This window comes from Antiquaquibacter metalliresistens (assembly GCF_029211225.1).
Taxonomy (GTDB): domain Bacteria; phylum Actinomycetota; class Actinomycetes; order Actinomycetales; family Microbacteriaceae; genus Rhodoglobus; species Rhodoglobus metalliresistens.
The window spans coordinates 32,899-57,244 of sequence record NZ_JARGEM010000001.1 but is presented as its reverse complement, the minus strand read 5'-3'; the positions used below and the strand labels follow the sequence as shown (position 1 = coordinate 57,244).

15 protein-coding genes and 3 tRNA genes are annotated in these 24,346 nt (G+C 69.8%); 11 read left to right on the top strand and 7 right to left on the bottom strand.

Annotation, left to right across the window (positions count from 1 at the left end; genetic code table 11):
* Window positions 1-96: 96 nt before the first annotated feature.
* From PYV02_RS00270 to metH, 3 genes are read left to right on the top strand one after another with little or no spacing between them, the layout of a single operon-like run.
* Window positions 97-726, top strand: coding sequence for a GntR family transcriptional regulator (locus PYV02_RS00270; protein ID WP_275754993.1), 630 nt, complete (start codon window positions 97-99; stop codon window positions 724-726).
* Window positions 719-1,954: an alpha-hydroxy acid oxidase gene (locus PYV02_RS00265; RefSeq protein WP_275754991.1), complete on the top strand. Its 1,236-nt coding sequence runs from the start codon at window positions 719-721 to the stop codon at window positions 1,952-1,954. Before PYV02_RS00270 ends, PYV02_RS00265 begins: the two co-directional genes overlap by 8 nt.
* 29 nt (window positions 1,955-1,983) lie before the next feature.
* The gene (gene metH, locus PYV02_RS00260; protein WP_275754989.1) at window positions 1,984-5,604 is read left to right on the top strand and encodes a methionine synthase; all 3,621 of its coding nucleotides are present in this window, start codon (window positions 1,984-1,986) and stop codon (window positions 5,602-5,604) included.
* Here the strand turns inward: metH and PYV02_RS00255 are convergent.
* Genes PYV02_RS00255 through PYV02_RS00245 form a run of 3 tightly spaced genes read right to left on the bottom strand, consistent with a single transcriptional unit; the run spans window position 5,492 to window position 8,771 of the window.
* A complete protein-coding gene (locus PYV02_RS00255) occupies window positions 5,492-6,385 on the bottom strand; it encodes an ECF transporter S component family protein (RefSeq protein ID WP_275754987.1) in 894 nt (297 codons plus the stop codon). The genes metH and PYV02_RS00255 overlap by 113 nt on opposite strands.
* Window positions 6,382-8,277: an ATP-binding cassette domain-containing protein gene (locus PYV02_RS00250; RefSeq protein WP_275754985.1), complete on the bottom strand. Its 1,896-nt coding sequence runs from the start codon at window positions 8,275-8,277 to the stop codon at window positions 6,382-6,384. The genes PYV02_RS00255 and PYV02_RS00250 overlap by 4 nt, the downstream gene beginning before the upstream one ends.
* Window positions 8,277-8,771 (bottom strand): hypothetical protein, encoded by a 495-nt coding sequence (locus PYV02_RS00245; protein ID WP_275754983.1) that lies wholly within the window; start codon window positions 8,769-8,771, stop codon window positions 8,277-8,279. Before PYV02_RS00245 ends, PYV02_RS00250 begins: the two co-directional genes overlap by 1 nt.
* Window positions 8,772-8,907: 136 nt before the next feature.
* Here PYV02_RS00245 and PYV02_RS00240 point away from each other — a divergent pair, with 136 nt between their 5' ends.
* The 5 genes from PYV02_RS00240 (at window position 8,908) to PYV02_RS00220 (ending at window position 20,861) form a co-directional block, all read left to right on the top strand.
* Window positions 8,908-9,669 carry a GntR family transcriptional regulator gene (locus tag PYV02_RS00240; protein WP_275754981.1) on the top strand — a complete coding sequence of 254 codons (762 nt, stop codon included), beginning with the start codon at window positions 8,908-8,910 and terminating at the stop codon, window positions 9,667-9,669.
* A 40-nt stretch (window positions 9,670-9,709) separates the two neighbouring features.
* Window positions 9,710-10,966 (top strand): HupE/UreJ family protein, encoded by a 1,257-nt coding sequence (locus PYV02_RS00235; protein ID WP_275754980.1) that lies wholly within the window; start codon window positions 9,710-9,712, stop codon window positions 10,964-10,966.
* A 21-nt stretch (window positions 10,967-10,987) separates the two neighbouring features.
* Window positions 10,988-11,719, top strand: a complete 732-nt coding sequence (locus PYV02_RS00230) for a GntR family transcriptional regulator (protein ID WP_275754978.1) — start codon at window positions 10,988-10,990, stop codon at window positions 11,717-11,719.
* A gap of 182 nt (window positions 11,720-11,901) precedes the next feature.
* Window positions 11,902-15,966 (top strand): LamG-like jellyroll fold domain-containing protein, encoded by a 4,065-nt coding sequence (locus tag PYV02_RS00225; RefSeq protein ID WP_275754976.1) that lies wholly within the window; start codon window positions 11,902-11,904, stop codon window positions 15,964-15,966.
* Between the two features lie 263 nt (window positions 15,967-16,229).
* Entirely contained in the window at window positions 16,230-20,861 is a 4,632-nt protein-coding gene (locus tag PYV02_RS00220; RefSeq protein ID WP_275754973.1) for a LamG-like jellyroll fold domain-containing protein, read from the top strand.
* Between the two features lie 43 nt (window positions 20,862-20,904).
* Here PYV02_RS00220 and PYV02_RS00215 read toward each other — a convergent pair whose 3' ends face one another.
* Complete coding sequence (locus PYV02_RS00215) at window positions 20,905-21,138, bottom strand: hypothetical protein (RefSeq protein WP_275754970.1); 234 nt, start codon at window positions 21,136-21,138, stop codon at window positions 20,905-20,907.
* Between the two features lie 175 nt (window positions 21,139-21,313).
* Here PYV02_RS00215 and PYV02_RS00210 point away from each other — a divergent pair, with 175 nt between their 5' ends.
* Both PYV02_RS00210 and PYV02_RS00205 read left to right on the top strand, forming a co-directional pair.
* Window positions 21,314-22,231: an amidohydrolase family protein gene (locus PYV02_RS00210; protein ID WP_275754968.1), complete on the top strand. Its 918-nt coding sequence runs from the start codon at window positions 21,314-21,316 to the stop codon at window positions 22,229-22,231.
* On the top strand, window positions 22,228-22,506 hold the full coding sequence (locus tag PYV02_RS00205; protein ID WP_275754966.1) for an amidohydrolase family protein: 279 nt from the start codon (window positions 22,228-22,230) through the stop codon (window positions 22,504-22,506). The genes PYV02_RS00210 and PYV02_RS00205 overlap by 4 nt, the downstream gene beginning before the upstream one ends.
* Window positions 22,507-22,534: 28 nt before the next feature.
* On the opposite strand, the gene PYV02_RS00200 is transcribed toward PYV02_RS00205, so the two are convergent.
* The 3 genes from PYV02_RS00200 to PYV02_RS00190 form a co-directional block, all read right to left on the bottom strand.
* Window positions 22,535-22,610, bottom strand: a tRNA-Phe gene (locus PYV02_RS00200).
* A 45-nt stretch (window positions 22,611-22,655) separates the two neighbouring features.
* Window positions 22,656-22,729 (bottom strand) — tRNA-Asp (locus PYV02_RS00195).
* A 41-nt stretch (window positions 22,730-22,770) separates the two neighbouring features.
* Window positions 22,771-22,843, bottom strand: a tRNA-Glu gene (locus PYV02_RS00190).
* 281 nt (window positions 22,844-23,124) lie between these two features.
* On the opposite strand from PYV02_RS00190, the gene PYV02_RS00185 reads away from it, so the two are divergent.
* Window positions 23,125-24,294 carry a M23 family metallopeptidase gene (locus PYV02_RS00185; protein ID WP_275754964.1) on the top strand — a complete coding sequence of 390 codons (1,170 nt, stop codon included), beginning with the start codon at window positions 23,125-23,127 and terminating at the stop codon, window positions 24,292-24,294.
* The last annotated feature ends 52 nt before the right edge of the window (window positions 24,295-24,346 follow it).

Below are 24,346 nucleotides of genomic sequence, written 5' to 3'. Positions count from 1 at the left end.
AGTTGCGATCACGCGGGCATCCCGCTGAGCAGTATTGTTAGACAATCTGCTATGTTGTCTGGCAATCCGATGCCAAGGACGACGGGAGGGGGCGTGGTGATCGAGTCGAGCGCCGTGCTGCCCGACAGCATCGCCGGGCGATTGCGTGCCAGCATCCTGAACCAGACCGATGCGCCCGGCTCGACCCTCACCGAGGCCGCCGTGGCGGTGCGGTTCGGGGTCGCGCGGCCGACGGCCCGGCTTGCGATCGACAAACTCGTCGCCGACGGTCTCCTGCGTCGCGAGGCACATCGTGCGGCCCGGGTGCCCGAGTTCACGCGCGACGACATCGTCGACCTCTACGACAATCGCGCGCTGCTCGAGTCGGCGGCGATCGCGGCCCTGCGCAGCATCCCGGCCGCCGCGCTCGAGGCGCATCACGCGCTCACCGCGTCCGAGCACTTTGCCGAAGCAGACATCGCCTTCCACCGCGCCCTCGTCGCGGCCCAGCCGAGCCCGCGCCTGACTCGGCTGCACACCCTGCTCATGGGCGAGATCGAGTTGTGCATCGGGCAGGTGCAGGCCGCGAGCCTGCTCTCGGCCGCCGAGATCGCTCGTCAACATCAGGCCATCCTCGACGCCATCACGAGCGGCGACGCGGATGCCGCGGCATCGCTCACCCGCGCCCACATCCACGCGGCGCGCGACGCGCTGCTCCAGCACCTCGACGGGACGAACCATGACTAAGCGCAGCATCCCCAACCCGAAGGCGCTCTTCGAACTGATGAAGTTCAAGAAGCCCACGCTGAACGCGAAGAAGCGCCGACTGGATGCCGCGCTCACCATCTACGACCTCAAGGCCATCGCGCAGCGCCGCACCCCCAAGGCCGCCTTCGACTACACCGACGGCGCGGCGGAGGGTGAGCTCTCGCTGGCTCGCGCCCGCCAGGCCTTCGAAGACGTGGAGTTCCACCCCTCGATCCTGCGCGACGTCTCCGCCGTCGACCTGACCACGACCGTGCTCGGCGGCACGTCCGCGATGCCGTTCGGCATCGCGCCGACGGGGTTCACGCGGTTGATGCAGACCGAGGGCGAGATCGCGGGGGCGGGTGCCGCGGGGGCGGCGGGCATCCCGTTCACGCTGTCGACGCTCGGCACGACGTCGATCGAAGCCGTCAAGGCCGCGAACCCCGACGGCCGCAACTGGTTCCAGCTCTACGTCATGCGCCAGCGGGAGATCTCCTACGGGCTCGTCGAGCGGGCGGCGGCGGCCGGCTTCGACACCCTCATGTTCACGGTCGACACCCCCGTCGCCGGTGCGCGGTTGCGCGACAAGCGCAACGGCTTCTCGATCCCGCCGCAGCTGACGCTCGGCACGATCGTCAACGCGATCCCGCGGCCGTGGTGGTGGTTCGACTTCCTCACCACCCCGCCGCTCGAGTTCGCGTCGCTCTCCTCGACCGGTGGCACCGTCGGCGAGCTGCTCGACTCCGCGATGGACCCGTCCATCAGCTTCGAGGACCTCGAGATCATCCGCGGGATGTGGCCGGGAAAGCTCGTCGTGAAGGGCGTGCAGAACCTCGAGGACTCCAGGAGGCTCGCCTCGCTCGGCGTGGACGGCATCCTGCTCTCCAACCACGGCGGCAGGCAGCTGGATCGAGCGCCGATCCCCTTCCACCTGCTGCCGGAGGTCGTGCGCGAGGTGGGCAAGGACACCGAGGTGATGGTCGACACCGGTGTGATGAACGGCGCGGACATCGTGGCGGCCACCGCGCTCGGGGCCAAGTTCACGCTCATCGGTCGTGCCTATCTGTACGGCCTGATGGCCGGCGGCCGCGAGGGCGTGGATCGCACCATCGCGATCCTGCGCGACGAGATCACCCGCACCATGAAGCTGCTGGGCGTGCGGGAGATCGCGGAGCTGGAGCCCCGGCACGTGACGCAGCTCGAACGGCTGGTACCGCGACGGGGGTAGGTCGCGGCCGCGGCGATTACGCTAGGCGGGTGCCAGCAACCGTCGATTCCTCACCGTCTCTCGACATCGCGGGCGTCCCGCGCACGCAGCGCGCCGAACTCCTGCTCGCCACGCTCAAGGAGCGCGTGGTGATCGCGGACGGCGCGATGGGCACGATGCTGCAGGAGTTCAACCCGACGCTCGACGACTACCAGCAGCTCGAGGGCTGCAACGAGATCCTCAACGTCAGCCGGCCCGACATGCTCGAATCGATCCACTCGGCGTACCTCGAGACCGGCATCGACGCCATCGAGACCAACACCTTCGGCGCCAACTGGTCGAATCTCTCCGACTACGGCATCGAGGATCGCATCGAGGAGCTCGCGCGGGCGGGGGCCGAGATCGCGCGGCGCACCGTCGAGCGGTTCGAGGCGCAGGACGGCCGCGTCCGCTGGGTGCTCGGGTCGATGGGTCCGGGCACGAAGCTGCCGAGCCTCGGGCACACGACCTATGCGCACCTCAAGGCGACGTTCGCCGAGCAGGCGCGCGGGCTGATCCTCGGCGGTTCGGATGCCCTGCTCATCGAGACCTCGCAGGACATCCTGCAGACCAAGGCCGCGGTCAACGGCTGCAAGCAGGCGATCGTGGAGACCGGCGTTCGCCTGCCGATCTTCGTCGAGGTGACCGTCGAGACCACGGGCACCATGCTCATGGGCAGCGAGATCGGGGCGGCCCTCACCGCCCTGGAGCCGCTCGGCGTCGACATGATCGGCCTCAACTGCGCCACGGGCCCCATGGAGATGAGCGAGCACCTGCGCCATCTCTCCAAGTATTCGCACGTGCCGGTGATGTGCATGCCCAACGCCGGCCTGCCCGTGCTCACCGCCGACGGCGCCAGCTACCCGCTGACGCCCGATCAGCTCGCGACGGCGCACGAGCAGTTCGTGAAGGAGTTCGGTCTCTCGCTCGTCGGCGGCTGTTGCGGCACCACGCCCGCGCACCTGAAGGCCGTCGTCGACCGGATCGGCGGGGCGCGCGTGCTCCCGCGCGCCGTCGAGGAGGACCCGGGAGTCGCGAGCCTCTATCAGCATGTCGGCTTCAATCAGGATGCCTCGTACCTCGCGATCGGCGAGCGCACCAACGCCAACGGCTCCCTGGCGTTCCGCGAGGCGATGCTCGAGCAGCGCTGGGACGACTGCGTCGACATCGCTCGCAACCAGATCCGCGAGGGCGCTCACCTGCTCGACGTGTGCATCGACTATGTGGGCCGGGATGGCGTCGCCGACATCCGGGAGGTCGTCTCGCGTCTGGCGAGCGCCTCCACCCTCCCGCTGGTGGTGGACTCCACCGAACCGCTCGTGCTGCAGGCGGGCATGGAGCTCATCGGCGGGCGGCCGGTGGTGAACTCGGTGAACTTCGAAGACGGCGAGGGCCCGGGCACGCGCTTCGGCCGCATCATGCCGCTGGTCAAGGAGCACGGGGCCGCGGTGATCGCCCTCACCATCGACGAGGAGGGGCAGGCGCGCACCGCGGAGAACAAGGTGCGCATCGCATCCCGTCTCGTCGACACGCTCGTGAACGAGTGGGGTATGCGGGTCGAGGACATCATCGTGGACGCCCTGACGTTCCCGATCGCGACCGGCCAGGAGGAGACCCGCCGCGATGCGATCGAGACCATCGAGGCCATCCGCCAGATCACCGCCAAGTACCCCGGCATCCATACGACGCTCGGCGTCTCGAACGTGTCCTTCGGTCTGAACCCTGCCGCGCGCTCGGTGCTGAACTCGGTGTTCCTGCACGAGGCCGTGGAGGCAGGACTCGACTCGGCGATCGTCAACGCGGCGAAGATCGTGCCGCTGGCCTCCGTGCCGGAGGACCGCCGCAAGGTCGCCCTCGATCTGGTGTGGGACCGTCGTGAGTACGACGCCGACGGCAACCTCACCTACGACCCGCTGTCGGCGATGCTCGACCTGTTCGCGGGGGTCGACTCCGCGGCGCTGAAGGACCAGCGCGCGGCCGAACTGGCGGCCCTGCCCGTGGGGGAGCGCCTCGAACGGCGCATCATCGACGGTGAGGCGAAGGGGCTGGAGGCCGACCTCGACCTCGCTCGCGCCGGGGGCATGAGTGCGCTCGACATCGTCAACGAGCACCTGTTGGCCGGCATGCAGGTGGTCGGTCAGCGCTTCGGCAGCGGTGAGATGCAGTTGCCCTTCGTGCTGCAGTCCGCCGAGGTGATGAAGGCCGCCGTCGCACTGCTCGAGCCGCACATGGAGAAGTCCGAGGCGGCGGGCAAGGGCACCATCGTGATCGGAACGGTGCGCGGGGATGTGCACGACATCGGCAAGAACCTGGTCGACATCATCCTCACCAACAACGGCTACGACGTGATCAACATCGGCATCAAGCAGCCGTTGAGCGAGTTCATCCGCGCGGCCGAGGAGCACGACGCCGATGTGATCGGCATGAGCGGCCTGCTGGTGAAGTCCACCGTGGTGATGAAGGAGAACCTGCTCGAACTGAACGCGCGCGGGCTGGGCACGAAGTGGCCCGTGCTGCTGGGCGGGGCCGCACTGACCCGCGCGTTCGTCGAGGACGACCTCGCCTCGCTGTTCGAGGGGGAGGTGCGCTACGCCCGCGACGCGTTCGAAGGGCTCGCCCTCATGGAGCCGCTCGTGGCGATCGCCCGGGGCGCCGATCCCGAGACGGTCGGCCTGCCGCCGCTGAAGAAGCGCATCCACGCCCGCACGACCATCGATATCACCGAGCCCGAGAACATGCCGGCTCGCTCGGATGTCGTCGCCGACAACCCCGTGCCGGTCCCGCCGTTCTGGGGCACCCGCATCGTGAAGGGCATCGCGCTGAACGACTACGCCGCGTTCCTGGACGAGCGCGCCACATTCATGGGGCAGTGGGGCCTCAAGCCGAGCCGCGCCGACGACGGTGCGAGCTATGAGGAGCTGGTCGAAACCGAGGGCCGTCCGCGCCTGCGGTACTGGCTCGACCGCATCCTGGCCGAGGGGATGCTCGACGCTTCCGTCGCCTATGGCTACTTCCCCGTCTACGCCGAGGGCGACGACATGGTGGTGCTGCACCACGGCGACGACCCCACCGGCGTGCTCGGTGCATCCGGGCTTCTCGCCCCGGACGGCGGATCCGGTGGACCACTCGGCACGGAGCGGCTGCGGTTCAGTTTTCCGCGGCAGCGTCGCGACAGCCACCTGTGTCTGGCCGATTACGTGCGGTCGAAGGAGTCGGGCCAGATCGACGTCGTCGCCGTACAGCTCGTGACCGCCGGCGCCGCGGTGGATGCCGTGACTGCCAAGCTGTTCGCCGAGAACAAGTACCGCGACTACCTGGAACTCAACGGGCTCACCATGCAGCTCACGGAGGCGCTCGCCGAGTACTGGCATTCGCGCGTGCGCGCCGAACTCGGATTCGCCGACGAGGACCCCGACGACATCGCCGGCATGTTCAAGCTCAGGTACCGCGGCGCACGATTCTCGCTCGGCTACCCCGCGTGCCCGAACATGGAGGACCGCCGCAAGGTGGTCGAGCTGCTCAAGCCCGAGCGGATGGGTGTCGAGCTGTCGGAGGAGCTTCAGCTGCATCCGGAGCAGTCGACGGACGCCTTCGTGTTCCACCACCCCGAGGCGCGCTACTTCTCGGTGTGATCGGTCTTCCGAGCTTCGCCCGACGGAGTGCGGCGAGGGCCGCCCGTCCGACGAGGGCGATGCCGACCGCGGTCGTGATCGCCCGCACGGTGTCCCAGGTGAGCGTGGAACTCACGAGCGAGTAGAGCCCGAAGGATGCCAGGTTCTGCCCGATCGGCGCACCGGCCGAGTAGGAGATGTCGGTGCCCATCCCCACCGCGAACGGCCAGTACCAGAGGTTCATGATCAGGCCGAAGAGGTAGGACGCCGCGATGCCGTAGGCCACGAGCATCCCCACCTCGAGGCGCGCCGAGGTGCGCGGTGCGCCCACGGCGATGCGCGGGAGCAGCCCGGCACCGGCGCCCACCCAGCCGCACGCGAACATCTGGAACGGTGTCCACGGCCCGAAGCCGCCCCACAGCACCGAGGACATCGCGATCGTGAGCATGCCGAGCAGGAATCCGAACCGCGGCCCGTACGCGCGACCCGCGAGGATCAGCACGATGAACACGGCCTCGACCCCGCCGACTCCCGTGCCGGCGATGCGGATCGCGGCACCGACGGCGGCCAGCACCCCGAGCAGGGCGACGGTCTTCGCGGTGTACATCTCCCGGTCGAGTGCCAGCGCGAGCGCCACGGCGAGGGCGGGCACGAGGGCGAGCGCCACGAAGGGCACCGCACCACGGGCATCCGCGGGCACCGCCGACGCGAACAGCGGCCAGCCGAAACTCGCGACCGCCACGAGACTCGTCGCCCCCAGGGCCCAGCCGGTCCAGCGTCCGCCGGTCGTGATCGCGCTCACGTGGTCACCGCCCGGGACTGGATGCGGCCCGCGGACATGGTGACGGATCGCGTGGCGAACCGGTCGACGAATTCCTGGTCGTGGGTCGCGAACACCACCGCTGCTCCGGATGCCGCGGCGCTCGTCAGCGCCTGCCCCACCAGTGCGCGCGCCGAGGGGTCGAGCCCGCGGGTGGGCTCGTCCACCAGCAGCAGCCCCGGTCTCGCTGAGCACTGCAGCGCGATCACCAGGCACAGGCGCTCGCCGGCCGAGAGGTCGCGGGGGTGGCGATCCATCAGCCGGGAGGCGGTGTCGTCGCCGAGGAATCGTGCGAACGCCTCGACCGCGCCGTCCGCGCGGCGGCACTCGTCCTGCACCGTCGTCGTGAAGAGCAGATCGTCGAACGCCTCCGGCACCAGAGCCACGGCGTGCCGACGGGCGCGTGGCTTCAGGGCGGCGGCGTCTCGGCCGTCGATGATGACCGTACCGATGCGCTCCGGCCGGGCGATGGCGTGCAGCAGGCTGGACTTGCCGGCCCCGTTCGGCCCGAGCAGCGCGACCAGCTCTCCGCCGGCGACCTCGAGGCTCGCGTCGTCGACGGCGCTCAGCTCGCCATGGTTGACCGAGACGTGACGGATGTCGGCGCGTGGTTCCAGGGCCGCGGTGGGCGCCGGGCGCACGGCCGGTGCGGCGGGGGCCCGGCGCGGGCGGACCAGGTGCACGCCGCCATCGCGCAGCTCGAGTCGGGCATCCGCGACGCCCTCGAGTTCGGCGGCGTGGTGTTCGGCGACGACCACGCAGACGCCGGCCTCGTGGGCGAGTCGGTCGAGCGCATCGACGACCCGAGCGCGTGCCGCAGCGTCCAGCTCGGCGAGAGGCTCGTCGACGATGAGCAGCACGGGTCGCGAGACGAGCGCGGCACCGATCGCGACGAGCTCGGCCTCACCGGCCGAAAGCGCCCGCACGTCGCGGTCGAGCAAGTGCTCGATGCCGAGATGACCGGCCACCTCCGACGCCCGGTCGTGCACGATGACACGGGCGACTCCGCGAACGGCCAGCGTGAAGCCGAGCTCGTCCCGCACCGTCTCTGCCACGAAGGAGAGCCGTGCGGACTGCGGAACGACCCCGACGAATCCGGCGGTGTCACGCGGAGGTATGGTCGCCCGATCCGCACCGCCGATCTCGATCGTTCCGTGCTGCTCGCCCTGCATGAAGTGCTGGAAGAGTCCGCTCATCGCGTGCAGCAGGCTCGATTTACCCGAGCCGGTCGCTCCGGTCACGAGGGTGAGGGTGCCGGGGGCGAGGTTCAGGTCGACCCCCGCGAGCACCGTGGCGTCGGCGAAGCCGAGGGTGACGTCGCGCATCACGACCGGTCGCTCGCACGAGGGCTCGAGCCGGCGGGCGGCCGCGAACCCGCGCACCTCCATCGAGGCGGCGATGGTCATCGCACGCTCCACGGTGTGCTCGAAGACCGGCACCACGAGCGACGACGGCCCGCGCGCGCCGCGCAGTTCGCGTGCCACGCGCACGCGTCTGACCGAGTCGAGCAGGGCGGGGAAGGTGGTCCACGCGATCACGATGGCCCTCGACACGGTCCGCACCGGCCCGCGCACCGCGCCCCTGGTGAACAGGCCGCGCACGTCCACGATCACGTTGAGCAGGCCGAAGGCGAGGATGACCGCCGCGAACGGCAGCGCGCTCGCCGCCGCCGTGGCGATGCCTCCGAGGGTCACCGGGCCGAACAGCGTGATGTGCTCGAACGGACCGCCGAGCGGGATGCGCGGCAGGTCGAGCAGCTGGAACTCGCCGCCCGAGGTGCCCCCGAAGAGCACGCGATAGGCGACACGCAGCACCACGAATGCGGCCGCAAGCATCGCTGCCGCTCGCAGCGGGGCGAGGCGGCCGCGAAGCATCAGCTGCTCGGTGGCGTGGACTCGGTGCCCGTCGTGTAGACCAGACCGACCGACTGACCGGCGTCGAGCTGCAGGGTGCTGAGGCCCTCCTGGGCGTACTCCCACTCGGCATCGGCGGCGAGCTTCACCCACAGCGCCCAGTAGGCGGTCGCTGCCGGCATCGACTGGCACGCCTCGACGAAGGGCTCCGCGCCGTCGACCTCGACGGTCTCGTCCGCGGCGGGACGACCGTCGACACGACAGACGATCTGATCGCCCCAGTCGACGGTTCCCTCGGTCGTGATCCCGGCATCCGCGACCGCGTCAGCGGCGGCACCGGCATCGACGCACGCGTTCACCGATGGTGCATCGAGCACACCGAAGTCGACGACGACCTGCACGCCCGCGCACTCGTCAGTGGCCGAGGGGCTCGGCGCCGCCTCCGGGGCGGTCGTGGCGCACCCGCTGAGGGCGAGTGCGGCGAGCAGGGCAATGGCGGCCAGAGAAGTCTTCATTCTGGCAAGCCTACCGAGCGTGAGAGCCGTGTTACGGTGCCGGCGAGGTCGCCGAGCGGGGCGCGGGGAGTGGCGGTCACGGCCTCGTCGACGCGCGGCAATCTGCCGTTCATCGGGGTTCGTCACACTCGCGTGAGTGAATGGTCCGCGGTATCGGGAGCTGGCGGAGATGCTCCGCGAGCGAATCGCCGCAGGCGGATTCGTCCAGGGCGAGGCACTGCCGGGCGAGCAGGCGCTGGCCGCCGAGTACGGGGTCACGCGATCGGTGGTGCGCAACGCGCTCCACTGGCTGGAGCAGCGCGGTCTGGTCACCGCGCGACGCAACATCGGCTGGTTTCTGCGTGCGCCGCACCAGGTGCAGGGGTTCGACCGGATGCGCTCGTTCACGCAGTGGGCCGAAGGACGCGGCATGGTCGCGGGAGCGCGGATGGTGAGCCGCGAGCACGGGCCGGCCACGGAGCGCGAGGCGCAGCTGCTGCGCATCCCGGTCGGCGCGGACGTGCTCCGCTGGAGCCGCATCCGCACCCTCGACGGTCGCGTCGTGATGCTCGAGCGTTCGAGTTGGGCGCCGTGGGTGGTGCCTCTGCTCGAATCCTTTCCCGAGGGCGCCGTCTCATCGACGCGGGCGCTGGCCGAGGCCGGGGTCTCGGTGGTCTTCGGCAACCACCGCATCGAGGCCGTCGCGGCATCGAGCGAAGAGGCGCGGATGCTCGGGGTGCGACGATCGAGCCCGCTGCTGCAGGTGCGGCGCGAGGCATTCGCGAAGGACGGTCGCGTCATCGAACTCGGGGTGGACCGCTACCTGCCCAACACGATCGCGTTCGAGGCGCAGGCGGCCGGGACCGCCGAGGACGTGGCGACGAGAGTGCGAACACTTGGTGGCGAGTTCGTCGCCTGACGTTCACATCCGGTCCATGAGCATCCGCTGCACTGGCCGCATGCTCCGTCATCGCTTCATGTCGTTGTTCGCCATCCCCCTCGCTCTGCTCGCGGTACTGCTGCCGGCCGCGCCCGCCGCGGCGCACGCCTACTCCGCGACGGTCTATGCGGAGGTCACCGAGCTCGATCCGGGACTGCTGCGCGTGCAGCTGGACATGGAGTACGTGCTGCTGGCGATCGATGGCGGCGCGGCGATGCAGGACACGGAGTTCACCGACGCGGCGTACGCCGACGTGCAGGCCAGCGGGCAGGATCCGACGAAGCTCACGACCCAGGTGCTCGAGCAGTACTCCGACACCGTGCTCGGCTACGTGCAGCCGCGCTTCCAGGTCGCGGTCGAGCCGAGTCATGGTGAGGAGGGCTCGGCCGAGCCGTGCCCGAGCGAGCTCGCCGAGCCGCTCTCGATCGTGCTCATCGAGGGCGTGCCGCACGCTCGCTTCGTCTTCGACTACGACTGCCGCGAGGTCGCCGACGGCGCGGTTGCGGTCTACCGCATCTCGACCGAGCTGTTCCCCGGCACCGCGCCGGGCGGCAAGACCACGACGATCGTCACCTACGACACGTTGGCCGGTGTCGGTGTCGCGAACCTCGACACCGACACGAGCCCGACGATGACCACGGCGCAGGACTGGGGCTCGCGCATGTGGGAGTTCTTCGTGCTCGGCGCGGAGCACCTGCTGTTCGGGCTCGACCACATCCTGTTCCTGCTCGCGCTGATCGTCGGGTCCCGGCGGCTGCGCGACATCGTGCTCGCAGCGAGCGCCTTCACGGTCGCGCACTCGGTGACCTTCATCCTCGCCGCGCTCGGCGTCGTGTCCGTGCCGGCGTTCATCGTCGAACCGATCATCGCCGCGTCGATCGCCTTCGTCGCGCTCTGGTACCTGTACGGCGTCTGGCGCCGGCGCACGAGCGTGATCGCCGAGACCGCTGCCGTGCCGGATCGCTCGCCCATGCGTCGGTCGGACTGGGTGCGCATCGGCGTGGTGTTCCTCTTCGGCCTCATCCACGGTGTCGGGTTCGCCGGGGCACTCGGCATCTCCGAGCCGTTCAGCTGGGGCCTCCTCGGTGCACTGCTCGTGTTCAACGTCGGCATCGAGGTGGTGCAGCTGACCATCATCGCTATCGTGTTCCCGATCCTCGTGCTGCTGCGCCGCCGTCTCTCGCCCGTCGGATTCTGGGTGGGCGTCGTCGTCTCGGCGGGAGTCGCGGTCGTGGGGCTGTACTGGTTCGTCGAGCGGCTCGTGGCGGGGGCGTGAGTCACCGGATGTGAGCCGACCGTGACGCGGTATCGCGAGATCGCCGACGACCTGCGGCGCCGACTGCTGCAGGGCGAGTTCGTCGCGGGCGCTCGCCTTCCCGGCGAGGAGCGGCTCGCGGCGGGCTACGGCGTCTCGCGCGGCGCCATCCGCAACGCCCTGGCCACCCTGCAGCGGCGGGGGATGCTCGTGCCGATCCCCGGCTCCGGCTGGAGGGTGCACTCGGATCTGCAGACGCAGCAGTTCGTCGAGTTCCGTTCGTTCGCGCAGTGGGCCCGCTCGCGGGGGCTCGTCCCCGCGGGTCTCGTGATGCACCAGGAGCGCGTCCCCGCGACGGCGCACGATGCGCGGATGCTGCGCATGCGGGCGGGCGACGACGTGCTCCGCGTGACTCGGGTGCGCACCCTCGGGGGCAGTCCGGCGATGCTCGAGCGCACGACCTACCCGACCTGGATGATCCCGATCATCGAGCCGCTTCCCGCCGACCAGCCCTCCGTCACCCAGGCCATGCTCGAGGCCGGTGTCATGCCAGCGCACGGCGTCCATCACATCGACACCGTCCCGGCCTCCGGTGAAGACGCCGAGTCTCTCGGTGTGCGTCGTTCGACGCGGCTGCTGCGGCTGCGTCGGGAGAGCTATACGCGCGACGGTCGTGCGATCGAGTCGGGGGATGACCGTTACGCGCCCGACGTCATGACGTTCGAAGTGCACACCTCCGCCTCGACCCACTTCATCACGAGCGCCTCCGACTGAGGCCGATTTCGATACAGCTTTGCGCGCCGGGTGCGGTGATTGGGCCCAGGATCGCTGTCCGTCCGCCGCAGGACCGTGTCCGTTCACCTCGCGGCCACCATCGGCCCGTTCCCTCGAGAGTGCGGCATGCACACCCGAGTGCCGCGGACATCCCCATCCCAGCAAGCGAACCGGAGCCCATGATGCCGACAGCCCGCCCCAGGCTGAGCCGTGCCACCGCAATCCTCGCCGCATCCGCGGTCATCCTCAGCGGCGGCCTCATCGCCGCGTCCGCCCAGGCTGCGGTCGACCCCGAGACCCTGACCTTCGAGCAGCTCGGCGCGCCGCTGCCGACGGCCGACCTGCTCGACGCCGACTTCGAGGGCGGCGCGATCGTCGACCACTCCGGCTACGCACGCACCTTCACGTCGGGCGCCCCGTCGATCGCGCAGGATGCCGAACTCGGCGTGCCGGTCGCGACGATCGCGCAGACCACCGCCGCCGCATTCGCGACCACGTGGACCTCGGAGGACTACGCGAAGACGGGCGACGGCTTCACGATTGAGACGGTGTTCCGCATGGATACCGAACTCGCCTCGGGCTACCGCGACATCTTCAGCGGCATGGAGAAGGCAGGATTCGGCCTCGAAGTGACGAACTCGTCGACCGCGGGTCGGGAGCATCTCTCGCTCTACGCGCACAACGGCGAATACCGGGAGGCCCGGGCGAGCGATGCCCTCGAGGTCGGTCGGTGGTACCACATCGCCGGCAGCTATGACGGGGCGAGCCTGAAGCTCTACCTCGACGGCGCGCTCGTGGCCAGCACGGCGATGACCGGCGCCGTGCTGGTGCCCGCGTCGGCCGCGCAGAAGATGGTCATCGGCGGCGATGTGAGTTCGACGGGCGGCATCCAGAGCCCGGCCAACGGCAGCATCGCACTCGCGCGCATCTACGACCAGCCGCTCGGTGAGCTCGACGTCCACCGCCTCTCGCGCGCGGAGGTGCTGGCGCTCGACACCATGCAGCCGCTCGTGAAGGCGGTCTCCGATCCCGCCACGACCGCAGCGATCGGCGTCGAGTACTCCGCGCCCGACGCGCTCGCGGTCGACGACGGCCGCCCGGTGGTCTCGACGGCGATCTCGGTCGTCACTCCCGACGGCACCGACGTCGCCCTCACGGCCACTGGGGGACCGGCCGTGTTCACCCCGGAGGTCGCCGGCAGCTACACGCTGCGCTACTCCGCGGTCGATGCGGCCGGCAACCTCGGCACCCGCGAGTACTCGGTTACCGTGGCGGATCCGGGTGGCGAGCCCACCGACCCGGAGGGGCCCACCGACCCGACCGAACCCGTCGACCCGCAGGAGCCGCACGTCTCCTTCGGTGCGATCGGCGACATCCACGACAGCTGGACCGAGCTGCGCGAGACCTATGACTTCTACGACACCCTCGGCCTCGATGCGACCCTGTTCGTCGGCGACCTGACCAACAACGGCACCGCGAGCGAGTACAACGGCATCAAGCAGGTCATCGACGAGCGGCAGGGCGACCGCGCCCTCGTCGCCGCGCTCGGCAACCACGACACGTACTCGGGCATTCAGGACTACGACCTGTTCCGCGGTGCCACCGGCCTGGCTCCGAACGCCGACTACGAGATCAACGGCTACCACTTCATCGCGGTCAGCCCCGGCGCGGGGACGCTCGACGAGAGCACCGGCAAGCCCTCCGTCGTCAACAGCATGGACTACGCCTACGCGACCCCGTGGCTCGAGTCCCGGCTCGCGGCCGACACTGCCGAGCATCCGGACCGGCCGGTGTTCATCCTCGTGCACGCCCCGATCCGCTGCACCCACTACACCTCGAACCTCTGGTACGGCTCGGGCGTTGCCACCGGATGCGGCGACGGCTTCGACTCGCTGCTCGAGGACTACCCCCAGGCGGTCGTCTGGTCCGGCCACAACCACACGCCGAACAACATCCCGACCTCCATCTGGCAGGGCACCGAGACCGGCGGCGGCTTCACGAGCGTCAACGCCCCCTCGATGGCGACGATGTACATCGACCCGGCGGCGAACGGCGGGGACGACACACCGAACGACGCAGGCGACAACCGCCAGACCGCGGTGGTCGAGGTCACCGGCAGTGTCGTGACGATCCGCAGCTACGACCTCCTCGGCGACAACTGGATCGACCAGACCTGGACCTGGGATGTCGCGGACAGCCTCGACCCCGAGCTCGACTACCCGGAGCGCTTCCCGCTCGGTGACGCCCGCGCGCTCGCGACCTCGGGGCCGCTGTGGACCGGCGGTGCCACCGTCGCGCTGACGGGCCTCACCGAGACCGCGGTGACGCTCACCCACCCGCAGGCGGTTCCCGCGCCGAACGACGTGCAGGACATCACGTACTACTACCGCTACGAGCTCGTGAACCAATCGACGGGAGCCCGCGTGCAGAACGTGACGCAGGCATCCGGGTTCTACGTCACCCCGCTGCCGGCGACGCGCAGCAAGACCTTCACCGGTCTCGTGGCGGGCACGCAGTACCAGGCGCTGATCACGCCGTACAACGCCTGGGGCAAGGCCGGCGTGCCGCTCACGCAGAGCTTCACCACCGCGGGGGGCGACCCGGACGGGGAGCCGCAGGCTCCCGGCGGCGCGGTGTTGAGCACGACCACCAGGGCGGTGACCCCGGGCATCCCGCTCGCCATCGCGTTCACCGATCCGGCGTCCAAGTCGAGTGCGACCAACAAGGTCGCGGTCTACAAGGCGGCCACCTGCGAGGGCACGCCGGTCGCTTGGGCCTACACGAACAGCGGTACGCAGACCGCCGGCACCGAGGCGCTCGCCACCGGCACGGTCTCGTTCGCGACGGCGAACTGGACCTACGGCTCCTACACGGCATGCCTGCTCCACAACGACCAGGCGGCGCCCGCAGGTGTCATCGGCGACCGGCTCCCGCTCACGGCGGTCGCGGTCACCTCGGACACCTCGACCGTCGTGGTCGGACAGCCGATCACGTTCCGGTTCGGGGCGACCACCGACCGGCTGAGCCGCACGAACTGGATCGGCGTCTACAACAAGTCGTCGTGCTCCTCGCCGTCCACCAAGTGGATGTACCTCAACAGCGGCACGCAGACCGCGGGCTCGACGGCGGTGCAGAGCGGTACCCGCACGTTCAGCACCAGCGGCTGGGCGGCGGGCACGACGCAGAAGGTGTGCCTCGTCTACAACGACACGACGGGCAACTTCATCGGCTCGGCGTTCACGATCAACGTCGTCGCTGCGGCCCCGACCCCGGCCCCGGTGATCGCCGGCACGCCGACGCCAGGTCAGACGCTCACCGCGATGCCGGGCTCGGGGTGGAGCCTCACGGACCCGACCTATGCGTACCAGTGGAAGGCCGACGGCGTCGACATTCCGGGTGCGACGGCACGCACGCTCGAGCTCGGCTCCGCGTTCCCGGTCGGTACCGCGATCACCGTCGCGATGACGGCCACGAGCGGGGCGCTCACCGAGTCAGCGACGACGCCTGCGGTCACGGTCTCGGTCGCGCACTCGATCTCGCTGAGCGCCGACAGCGTCGAGCACGGCACCCCGTTCACCGTCGACTACTCGACGACGCCGGCGAACGCGCTGAACTGGATCGGCATCTACTCGGTCGATCAGGGCGAGCCCGGCACCAGCGCATCCCTGGCATGGGAGTACGCACCGAACGCGACCGGCTCGATCACGTTCAGCGACGTGCTGCCGGTCGGGCGGTACCGCGTGGAGTTCCTCTACAACGACGGCTACATGCGTCTCGTGACGCCGCTGACCCTGACGGTGACCGAGCCGACCGGACCGACGGATCCCACCGATCCGGAGCCCACGCCGGTGCCCGACTCGGTGCTCGACGGCGCTCCCCGGGGCGGTGTCATGGCGACGCCCTCCATCACGACCCCGGGCGAGCAGCTCGTCGTCACCGTCGGTGCAGCGCAGGCGGGCCATGAGGTTCGGATCTGGCTGCACTCCACCCCGACGTTGCTGGGATCCTACGTGGTCAGCAGCGCCGGAAACGTGACGGTGACGCTTCCGGCCGGGGTCGCCGCGGGCTCGCACCGACTCGTCGTGCAGGCGCTCGACGGCTCGCTGATCGGCTGGACGGCGATCGAGGTCAAGGGCCTCGCCTACACCGGAACCGACATCCGTGGGCCCGTCGGACTTGCGCTCGCGCTGCTGCTGTTCGGCACCATCGCGCTCCTCGTCGTGGGGCGGCGGCGAGCGGCGCGCTGACCTGCGCGCAGCGAAGAGCGGGCCGGGGGATCATCCCTCGGCCCGCTCGTCGCTGCGCGCGCACGGGATGCCCCGCCCCGCCCGATCGGCTTCGCCCGACCCGCCGCCGCACCCCCCGTCCGGGGGCTCACTGTGCACAGTGGGCTCACGAATTCCGTCAAAACGGCGCGTCGCGGCGCTCCTGACGACTTCTGTTCACCTCGGCGTCGCTTCCCGAAGCTGGTCTGTTGCGGTACCCAATCGGCCCTCGTCATCGGAGCGTCATGTCTCGCCGCAGCAGCACATCCCCCCGCCCCGCCTTGCGCACCTGGCTCGCCCGCGGTCTCGCCGCGACGGTCATGGCGGCGCTCGCAACCACGACCATCGTCGTCACGAGCCCTGCCCTCGCGGCCCCCGCACCTGAGGACGTCACCTGGGATGCCGTGGCGGCATCCCTGCCGACGGCCGACCTGCTCGATGTCGAGTTCGCCGCCGACGGAGCCGCGACCGACGTCTCGGCGGCGGCTCATGCACTGACGCCGAAGCCGATCGCCGGCACGACGGTCGAAGACCCCACGCTCGGCTGGGTCGCGAACCTCGACGGCTCGCAGGCGTGGGGCGCGGCGTGGTCCGACGCCGACTACGTGCTGGAGAACGACGGAGCCTCCCTCGAGGCGGTGTTCAAGGTCGACACCCCGATCACCTCCGGGTACCAGGACGTCATCGGCAACATGCAGTCCGCGGGCTTCGGCATCGAGCTCGTGCCCGGCCCGGACGCGCAGCATGGCGGCATCGAGATCTACGCGCATACGACCAGCGGCGGCTACGGCGCCCTGCCGACGGCGACCTACCGCTATGGCGAGTGGGTGCACGTCATCGCCACCTTCGACGGTGTCGACAAGAAGGTCTATGTCAACGGCGATCTGATCAGCTCGACGGCCGCGGGCTCCGCGACCCTGACCACACCGCCCTCGGCGGCGCGCACCTGGATCATCGGCGGTGACGTCGACAGCAGCGGCAACTCCTCGGCGCGCCTGGTCGGCGGTCTCGCCGTCGCCCGCATCTACTCCGACCCCATCGACGACATGAACGCCTACCGCCTGGCGGTCTCGGGCGGCTTCGCCGATGACACCGTCGCTCCGGTCGTGCGCGCGGTGACGACGCCGGCCGACCACGCAGCGCTGAACGTCGCGTACGTCGCTCCCGGCATCGAGGCGATCGACGACTTCGACGCCGAGCCCGCGTTGTCGATCTCGGTGACCGGCCCCGACGACGTCACCGCACCGCTCGACCTCGAGACCCGGTCGTTCACCCCCACCGTCGACGGCGTCTACACCCTCACCTACCAGGCAGTGGACGACGCCGGCAACGTCGGCACCGTCGAGTACCTCGTCGCCGGCGGCGACGCCGAACTGCCGACGGGGCCGGAGACGCCCGCAGCGCCCGAGTCGACCGCCGACGGCGTGACCGACTGGAAGTTCTCGGCGATCGGTGACATCCACGACAACTGGACCGAGCTCGTCGAGGCCTACGACTTCTGGGCCGCCCAGGGTGTGGAGACGACGCTCTGGCCTGGTGACCTCACCAACGGCAACACCGAGGCCGAGTACGTGGCGCTGAAGAACACCATCGACTCGGTCGCCGGCTACGGCATCGAGCACTACGCCTCGCTCGGCAACCACGACGTCGCGGGCGGACAGTTCGGCGACTACGCGCTCTTCGAGACCGCTACCGGGCAGCGCCCGAACGCGGACTACGTCGTGAACGGTTACCACGTGATCACGGTGAGCCCGGGCTCGGGCGAGTTCGCCGAAGACGAGACCGCGGCCGCGGGCACGGAGTCTTCTGGGACGCCGACGGTCGCCTCCTCGGGCGGCTACGGCTACGCGGCCGCTTGGCTCGAAACTCGCCTCGCGGCGATCACCGCCGAGGAGCCGGAGAAGCCGATCTTCGTGCTCGTGCACCACCCGATCCGCTGCACCCACTACGTCTCGAACGAGTGGTACGGCGATGGCCTGGCCACCGGCTGCGGCAACAACTTCGACTCGTTCCTCGAGGACTACCCGCAGGCGGTCGTCTGGGGCGGTCACATCCACACCCCCAACCACATCCCCACCTCGATCTGGCAGGGCACGGAGGCGGGCGGCGGTTTCACGACCGTCAACGCGCCGCCGCTGGCCTACTACGAGATGGAGAGCGGCGTGGTCGGCGCCAACAGCCACACGCTGTCCGACTCGACCCCGGATGACGCGGGCAACAACCGTGAGACCGCGATCGTGGAGGTCGACGGCAGCAAGGTGAAGATCACCAACTACGACCTGCAGGCCGACATGTGGGAGCCGACGATCTGGGAGTGGGATGTCGCCGACTCGCTCGACGAGTCCGCGACCTTCGAGGAGCGCTTCCCCCTCGGCGACGCCCGCGCCGACCACACCGCCGGCCCGGTCTGGCAGGAGGACGACACGATCACGGTGACGAGCATCGGTGAGGACAAGGCACAGGTCGACTGGACGCAGGCCGAGCCCGCACCCAACGACGTGCACGACATCGTGCAGAAGTACCTCGTCGAGGTCGTGAACTCGAACACCGCGCAGACGGTGCTCTCGTTCCAGCGCTGGTCGCAGTACTACGTGATGCCGATGCCGGCGACGGTTGGCCACGACGTCTGGAACCTGCAGCCGGGCACCGACTACGAGATCCGCATCTCCCCGATCAACGCGTGGGCGAAGGTCGGCGAGCCGCTGACGACCACCTTCCGCACCGCGGGCGTCGGCGCGGACCAGATCTCGAGCTTCGTCGACCACAGTGCGCCCATGCCGGTCGCGGACATCATCGATGTCGACGTCGAGACGCTCACGGATGTCTCGACCAACGCGATCCCGTACACGCTGCTGAATTCGACCGCATCGGGCCCGGCGACCTCAATGCCGGTGCAGGCGATGTTCAGCGAGGCCGATAAGGCGACCGTCGTCGACGGTTTCACCGAGGACGCCGCGTTCGTCGCGGACGGCCCGGGCGACGTGCTCGCCTACGGCCAGCCGGGCGCACTCGAGATCGTGCTGAGGGTGAGCGCGCTGGATGCCACTCACGGCACGCTGTCGGCCATCGCCGTCATCCAAGGTGAGAGCGAGCCGACCGACTGGCAGCGGACGATCTCGTACGGGCAGCCCTACCACGTCGCGCTGCGCTTCACGGGTTCCGTGCTCGACATGTGGGTCAACGGTGAGCAGCTGGGCACGACGAACGTCGACGCGCAGATCGCGCCGGCGCTCGGCATCCCGGGCTACGCCTACTTCTTCGTCGCGGGAGGCTCGTCCAACGGGTCGGGCGGCATCGTCAACCCGCTCGACGGCGAGGTCACGGTTGCGCGTGGCTTCTCGGTGCCGCTCACCGACATCGAGATGGCGCGGATCGCCCACCAGGCGCAGCCCGGCATCGACCACGTGCTGCCGGCGGTGCGCGCGGTCTCGGCGCTCGCGACAACCGGCACGACCGGTGTGGCCTACTCGTTCCCAGCCCTGGAGTCGGTCGACGACTCCGGTGTGCTCGAGCAGACGTCGATCACCGTGATCGGGCCGTGGGGTGACGACGTGGTGTCGACGACGGGCGCGGGTGGTGTCTTCACGCCGCAGCTGCCCGGACGGTACACCCTGGTGTACGCCGCGACCGATGGAGCGGGCAACGACAACGCTGCACGATACTCCGTGACGGTGACGCTCGGCGCCACCTCCGGCACCAGCGACGAGGTTCCCGCGGCCGACATGCTCGACGTCGACTTCTGGAATGCGAGCCGTACGGGTGTCGCCGATGGTGCGGCCCTCACGGACCACTCGCCCTACGACCGCGAGTTCACCCGTGTGACCGGAGCGCCGATCTCGATGAACGAGGAGCTCCGCAAGCCGGTGGCGACGTTTGCCAACAGCAACGACCTCTCGTACCGCACGGCGTGGAGCGAGTCGGACTACGCCCTGCAGAACGACGGGTACAGCTTCGAGTCGACGTTCAACATGTCGTCGTCGTCGCCCTGGAACGAGTACCAGAACGTCTTCAGCAACCAGCAGGGCGCTGGCGTCGGATTCGATGCGTACAAGATCGGCTCGAGCGATTGCTTCCTGACCACGGAGCAGAAGGCGGGCCACGACTACTGCGTGACCCTCTGGACCGAGCCGAGCGCTGACGACCGCCTGTCGGTGGCGCTCGACTACGACACCTGGTACCAGGTGGTCGCGACGAACGATCTCGCCAGCGAGCGCATCTACGTCAACGGCGAACTCGCCGCGGAGACGGGGGGCGCGAAAGCGCCCTCGGCGCCGGGCGATGGCACGGCGAACTGGGTCATCGGCGGCGACGCGGCGCCCGGCAACGGGGTGTCGAATCCCTTCACCGGCATGATCTCGTCGGCCCGCATCTGGTCGAACCCGCTCACCCCGGGCGACATCGCGGGGCTGTACGACGCGTTCATCAACCCGACCGACCCGACGGATCCGACCGATCCCGAGCCGACGCCCGTGCCCGACTCGGTGCTCGATGGTGCGCCGTCCGGCGGTGTCACGGCGACGCCGTCCAGCACGACCGCCGGTGAGAAGGTCGTCATCACGGTCGGCACCGACCACGCCGGCGAGCAGGTGCGGGTGTGGCTCCACTCCACGCCGGTGCTGCTCGGCACCTTCACGGTGAGCCCGGCGGGCACCGTGACGGTGACGCTGCCGGCCGGAGTGGCCGCGGGTGACCACCGTCTGGTGGTGCAGGCCCTCGACGGCTCGTTGATCGGCTGGACGCCGCTGAAGATCAGCGGCCTGGCCTTCACCGGCAGCGACCTCGGCCGCACGCTCGGCATCAGCGGGCTCGCGCTCGGCCTGCTGCTGCTGGGCGGTGTCGCGCTGATCGCCGTGAGGCGCCGGCGGGCCGTGCGCTAGTCGCAGCCCGCAGCGCGGAACGCCCTGAGCAGGGCGGGTCGGTTCACCCTTCGGGACCGGCCTGCCCCGCTCGGGGCGTTCCGTGCGTGCCGGGCTCGGTCGCTTCCAGCCCTCGCGCGAACGCCACCGCGTTGCGCGCGAGCCGAGCCAGCAGGTCGTTCAGCGTGGCAATGTCGCTGGGCGCCCACCCCTCGGTGAGCTTGTCGATCATGCGGTCGCCGATCTCGAAGACCGACTGTCGGTCGGGTCGAGCGCGCGCCGACGACGCGTCGCGCATGGTGCGCGAGGCTGTCGCAGCCTTCGGCGGTCTGGATGCCGCGGCAAACGTCCGCCGGTATCGGCCAGGCCTTCTCACGCCTCCAAGCCCATCGAGATCGCCCAGACGATCGCGTGGCTGCTGTCGGACGAGGCATCCTTCGTCTCCGGGCTCCGCGGCCATCGCCCGTATCGGCGTGACCGAGGCGCAGATGCAGAGTCACGGCGCGGCGAGCACGATGGTCGACTGGGCCGCCGGCCACTGGTGGGAGCAGGGGATGAACCTGCTGCTGCCGGCGCTCACGCCGTACATCCTCACGCCCGAGCGCATGACCCGAGGGCTCACGCAGCTCGTCGCGACCCTCCACGCCAACGGCGTCACCGCGGTCAACGAGCCTGGCGCGCTGTTCACCCCCGACCTCTGGCGGCTCTACCAGGCGATCCTCGGCGCGGATGACACTCCCTTCGCCACGAGCTTCCTTGTCGATGGGCGCTCCCAGGTCGATCGGGGCATCGCGCTCGACGACGTGCTCGCCGACGCCGAGCAGCAGATCGCGCTCGCGCCGCCCGGTGGCGGCAAGCTCGAGTTCTTCGACCACCAGGTCAAGCTCTTCGCCGACGGCGCCATCATCTCGCAGCTCATGCAGATGCACGACCCCTACCTCGACGCCGACGGGCGCCCGGACCCGACGCACATGGGGGAGTGGCTCATCGAGCCGGACGTGCTGCGCGAGCGCGTGCGGCGCTTCTGGAACGCCGGGTATCAGATCCACTGCCATGTCAACGGCGACGAGGCGCTCGCGGTGCTCCTCGACATTCTCGAGGCCTGCATGGTCGAGCACCCGCGCGTCGACCACCGCACCGTCATCGTGCACTTCGCGACGAGCACCCCCGAACTCATTGACCGCATCGCGCGGCTCGGCGCGATCGTGAGCGCCAACCCGTACTACACGACGCGCTTCGCCGACGAGTACGGCCGCGTCGGCTTGGGCCCCGACCGCGCCGACCACATGGTCCGCAGCGCCTCGGTGCTCGCCAGGGGGATCCCGCTCTCGTTCCACTCCGACTGCCGATGGGTCCGAGTTCACCGCTCGGCTTCGTGTGGTGCGCGGTGAATCGCCTCACCGTGTCGGGGCGCGTCGCCGCGCCGGAGGAGCGAATCGGCGTGCACGATGCCCTGCGCGCGGTGACGATCGAGGCGGCGTACTCGTGGCGCCGCGAGCACGAGATCGGCAGCATCCTGCCCGGCAAGCTCGCGCGGTTCACCGTGCTCGCGCAGGACCCGTACGCCGTCGCCCCCGAGCACATTCGCGACATTCGAGTGGTCGGCACGGTCTTCGACGGCCGCTGGTTCCCCGTGGCGGATCGGGGCCGGGTCAGCGCCGGATGAGTCTCGGTTGCGGGTGACGCACTCTTAGTGGTGGCTCCGACGGGCGTCGATCCCGTGACCTCACGATTTTCAGTCGTGCGCTCTACCAACTGAGCTACAGAGCCGTGTAGTAAGGCACGGCCTTTCTGGCGAGAGAAGGCCGTGCCTTGCGACCCTGACCGGACTTGAACCGGCGACCTCCGCCGTGACAGGGCGGCGCGCTAACCAACTGCGCTACAGGGCCTTACTTGTGGAACTTTGTCGGTAGCCGAAGCCCTCGAAACGTGACCCCAACGGGATTCGAACCCGTGCTGCCGCCGTGAAAGGGCGGTGTCCTAGGCCACTAAACGATGGGGCCGCGAAGTCCAGGACTCCTTAGCTACCGACGGTCAAGCATAAGGGGGGACGCTGGTAAACGCCAAACGGCGGCGGATCTGCGCGACAGGGCAGAATGTGCCGACCGTTTGCAGCATCCCGGGTTAGTTTCGACCTGTTGTTGAAGGTGCGTGCGCGCGTTGTTACAGTGACCAGAGTTAACAGTGTTATCAACGTGAGTTCGATGACGCGGTTCGGGGATATTCGATGGCTATCACGGGACGTCGCCTAGGGGCAGGCCGTTCGGGGCCGCGGGCGGTTGGCATGCGGCTGGCGGCCGTTGTCGCCGCGCTCGCGCTCGCTGCCACCACGGGCATCCTCGGCGCGACGCAGTCCGCCACCGCCGCCGACTACCCCACGTGGGACGAAGTCAGCGCGGCGCGCAACGACGTCGCCCAGGCCGAGGCGCTCGTGCGCCAGATCGAGAGTCTGCTCGCCGGACTGCAGGCCGAGGCCGAGCGCACGCGGGTGGAGTCCGAGGCCAAGGGCCTCATCGCGCAGCAGGCCGAGGAGAAGTTCCAGGCCGCGGCCGCGCGGGCCGACACCCTGCAGCAGCAGGCGGATGCCGCGAGCGCGACCGCCGCCGCCTCCGAGCAGCGTGCCGGCCAGATGGCCGCCCAGCTCGCCCGCAGCACGGGGGAGGACTTCTCCGCCAGCCTCTTCGTCTCCGGCGACCCCGACAACCTACTCAACGGCATCGGCATGTCGCGCAAGATCACCGAGCAGTCGCAGGCGATCTACGAGCGCGCCATTCTCGACCGCAACACCGCGCAGGCGCTCACCGACCAGGCCGAGGTCGCGAAGGCCGAGCTCGAGGTGCTCAAGGATGCTGCGGCCAAGGCCTTCGCGGAGGCCCAGGCCGCCGCGATCGCCGCCCAGACCGCGCTCGAGGATCAGCTGAACCGGCAGGCGGAGCTGCAGGCGCAGCTCGTGGTGCTGCGCGAGAAGCGCGTCGCCACCGAGGCGGACTACCTCGCCGGCGTGCGCGAGCGCTACGCCGCCGCCGGCCTGGATGCCGGCCCGATCAGCGACAGCGGTTGGGTTCGCCCGGCCGCCGGCTACATCACCTCGTCGTACGGCTGGCGCACCGATCCGTACTACAGCTTCCACACCGGCACGGACATCGGCGCGGGCTGCAATGCGCCCATCTTCGCCGCGCACCCCGGCACCGTGATCTACGCGGGCTGGTACGGCAACTACGGCAACTTCGTGATGATCGACCACGGGGGCGGGCTGACCACCTCCTACGGCCACATCGTCAACGGCGGCATCCTCGTGCAGTACGGCCAGCAGGTCGGCGTCGCCGAGCAGATCGCCAAGGTGGGCACCACCGGCAAGTCCACCGGTTGCCACCTGCATCTCGAGGTGAAGGTGAACGGCCAGACCCAGAACCCGGTCACGTTCTTCGCGAACCAGGGCGTTCGCATCGGCTGAGCCCCGGCCGGTCGAGCACGGGTTCTGCCGGGCGCGCGCTCACCCCCCCCGC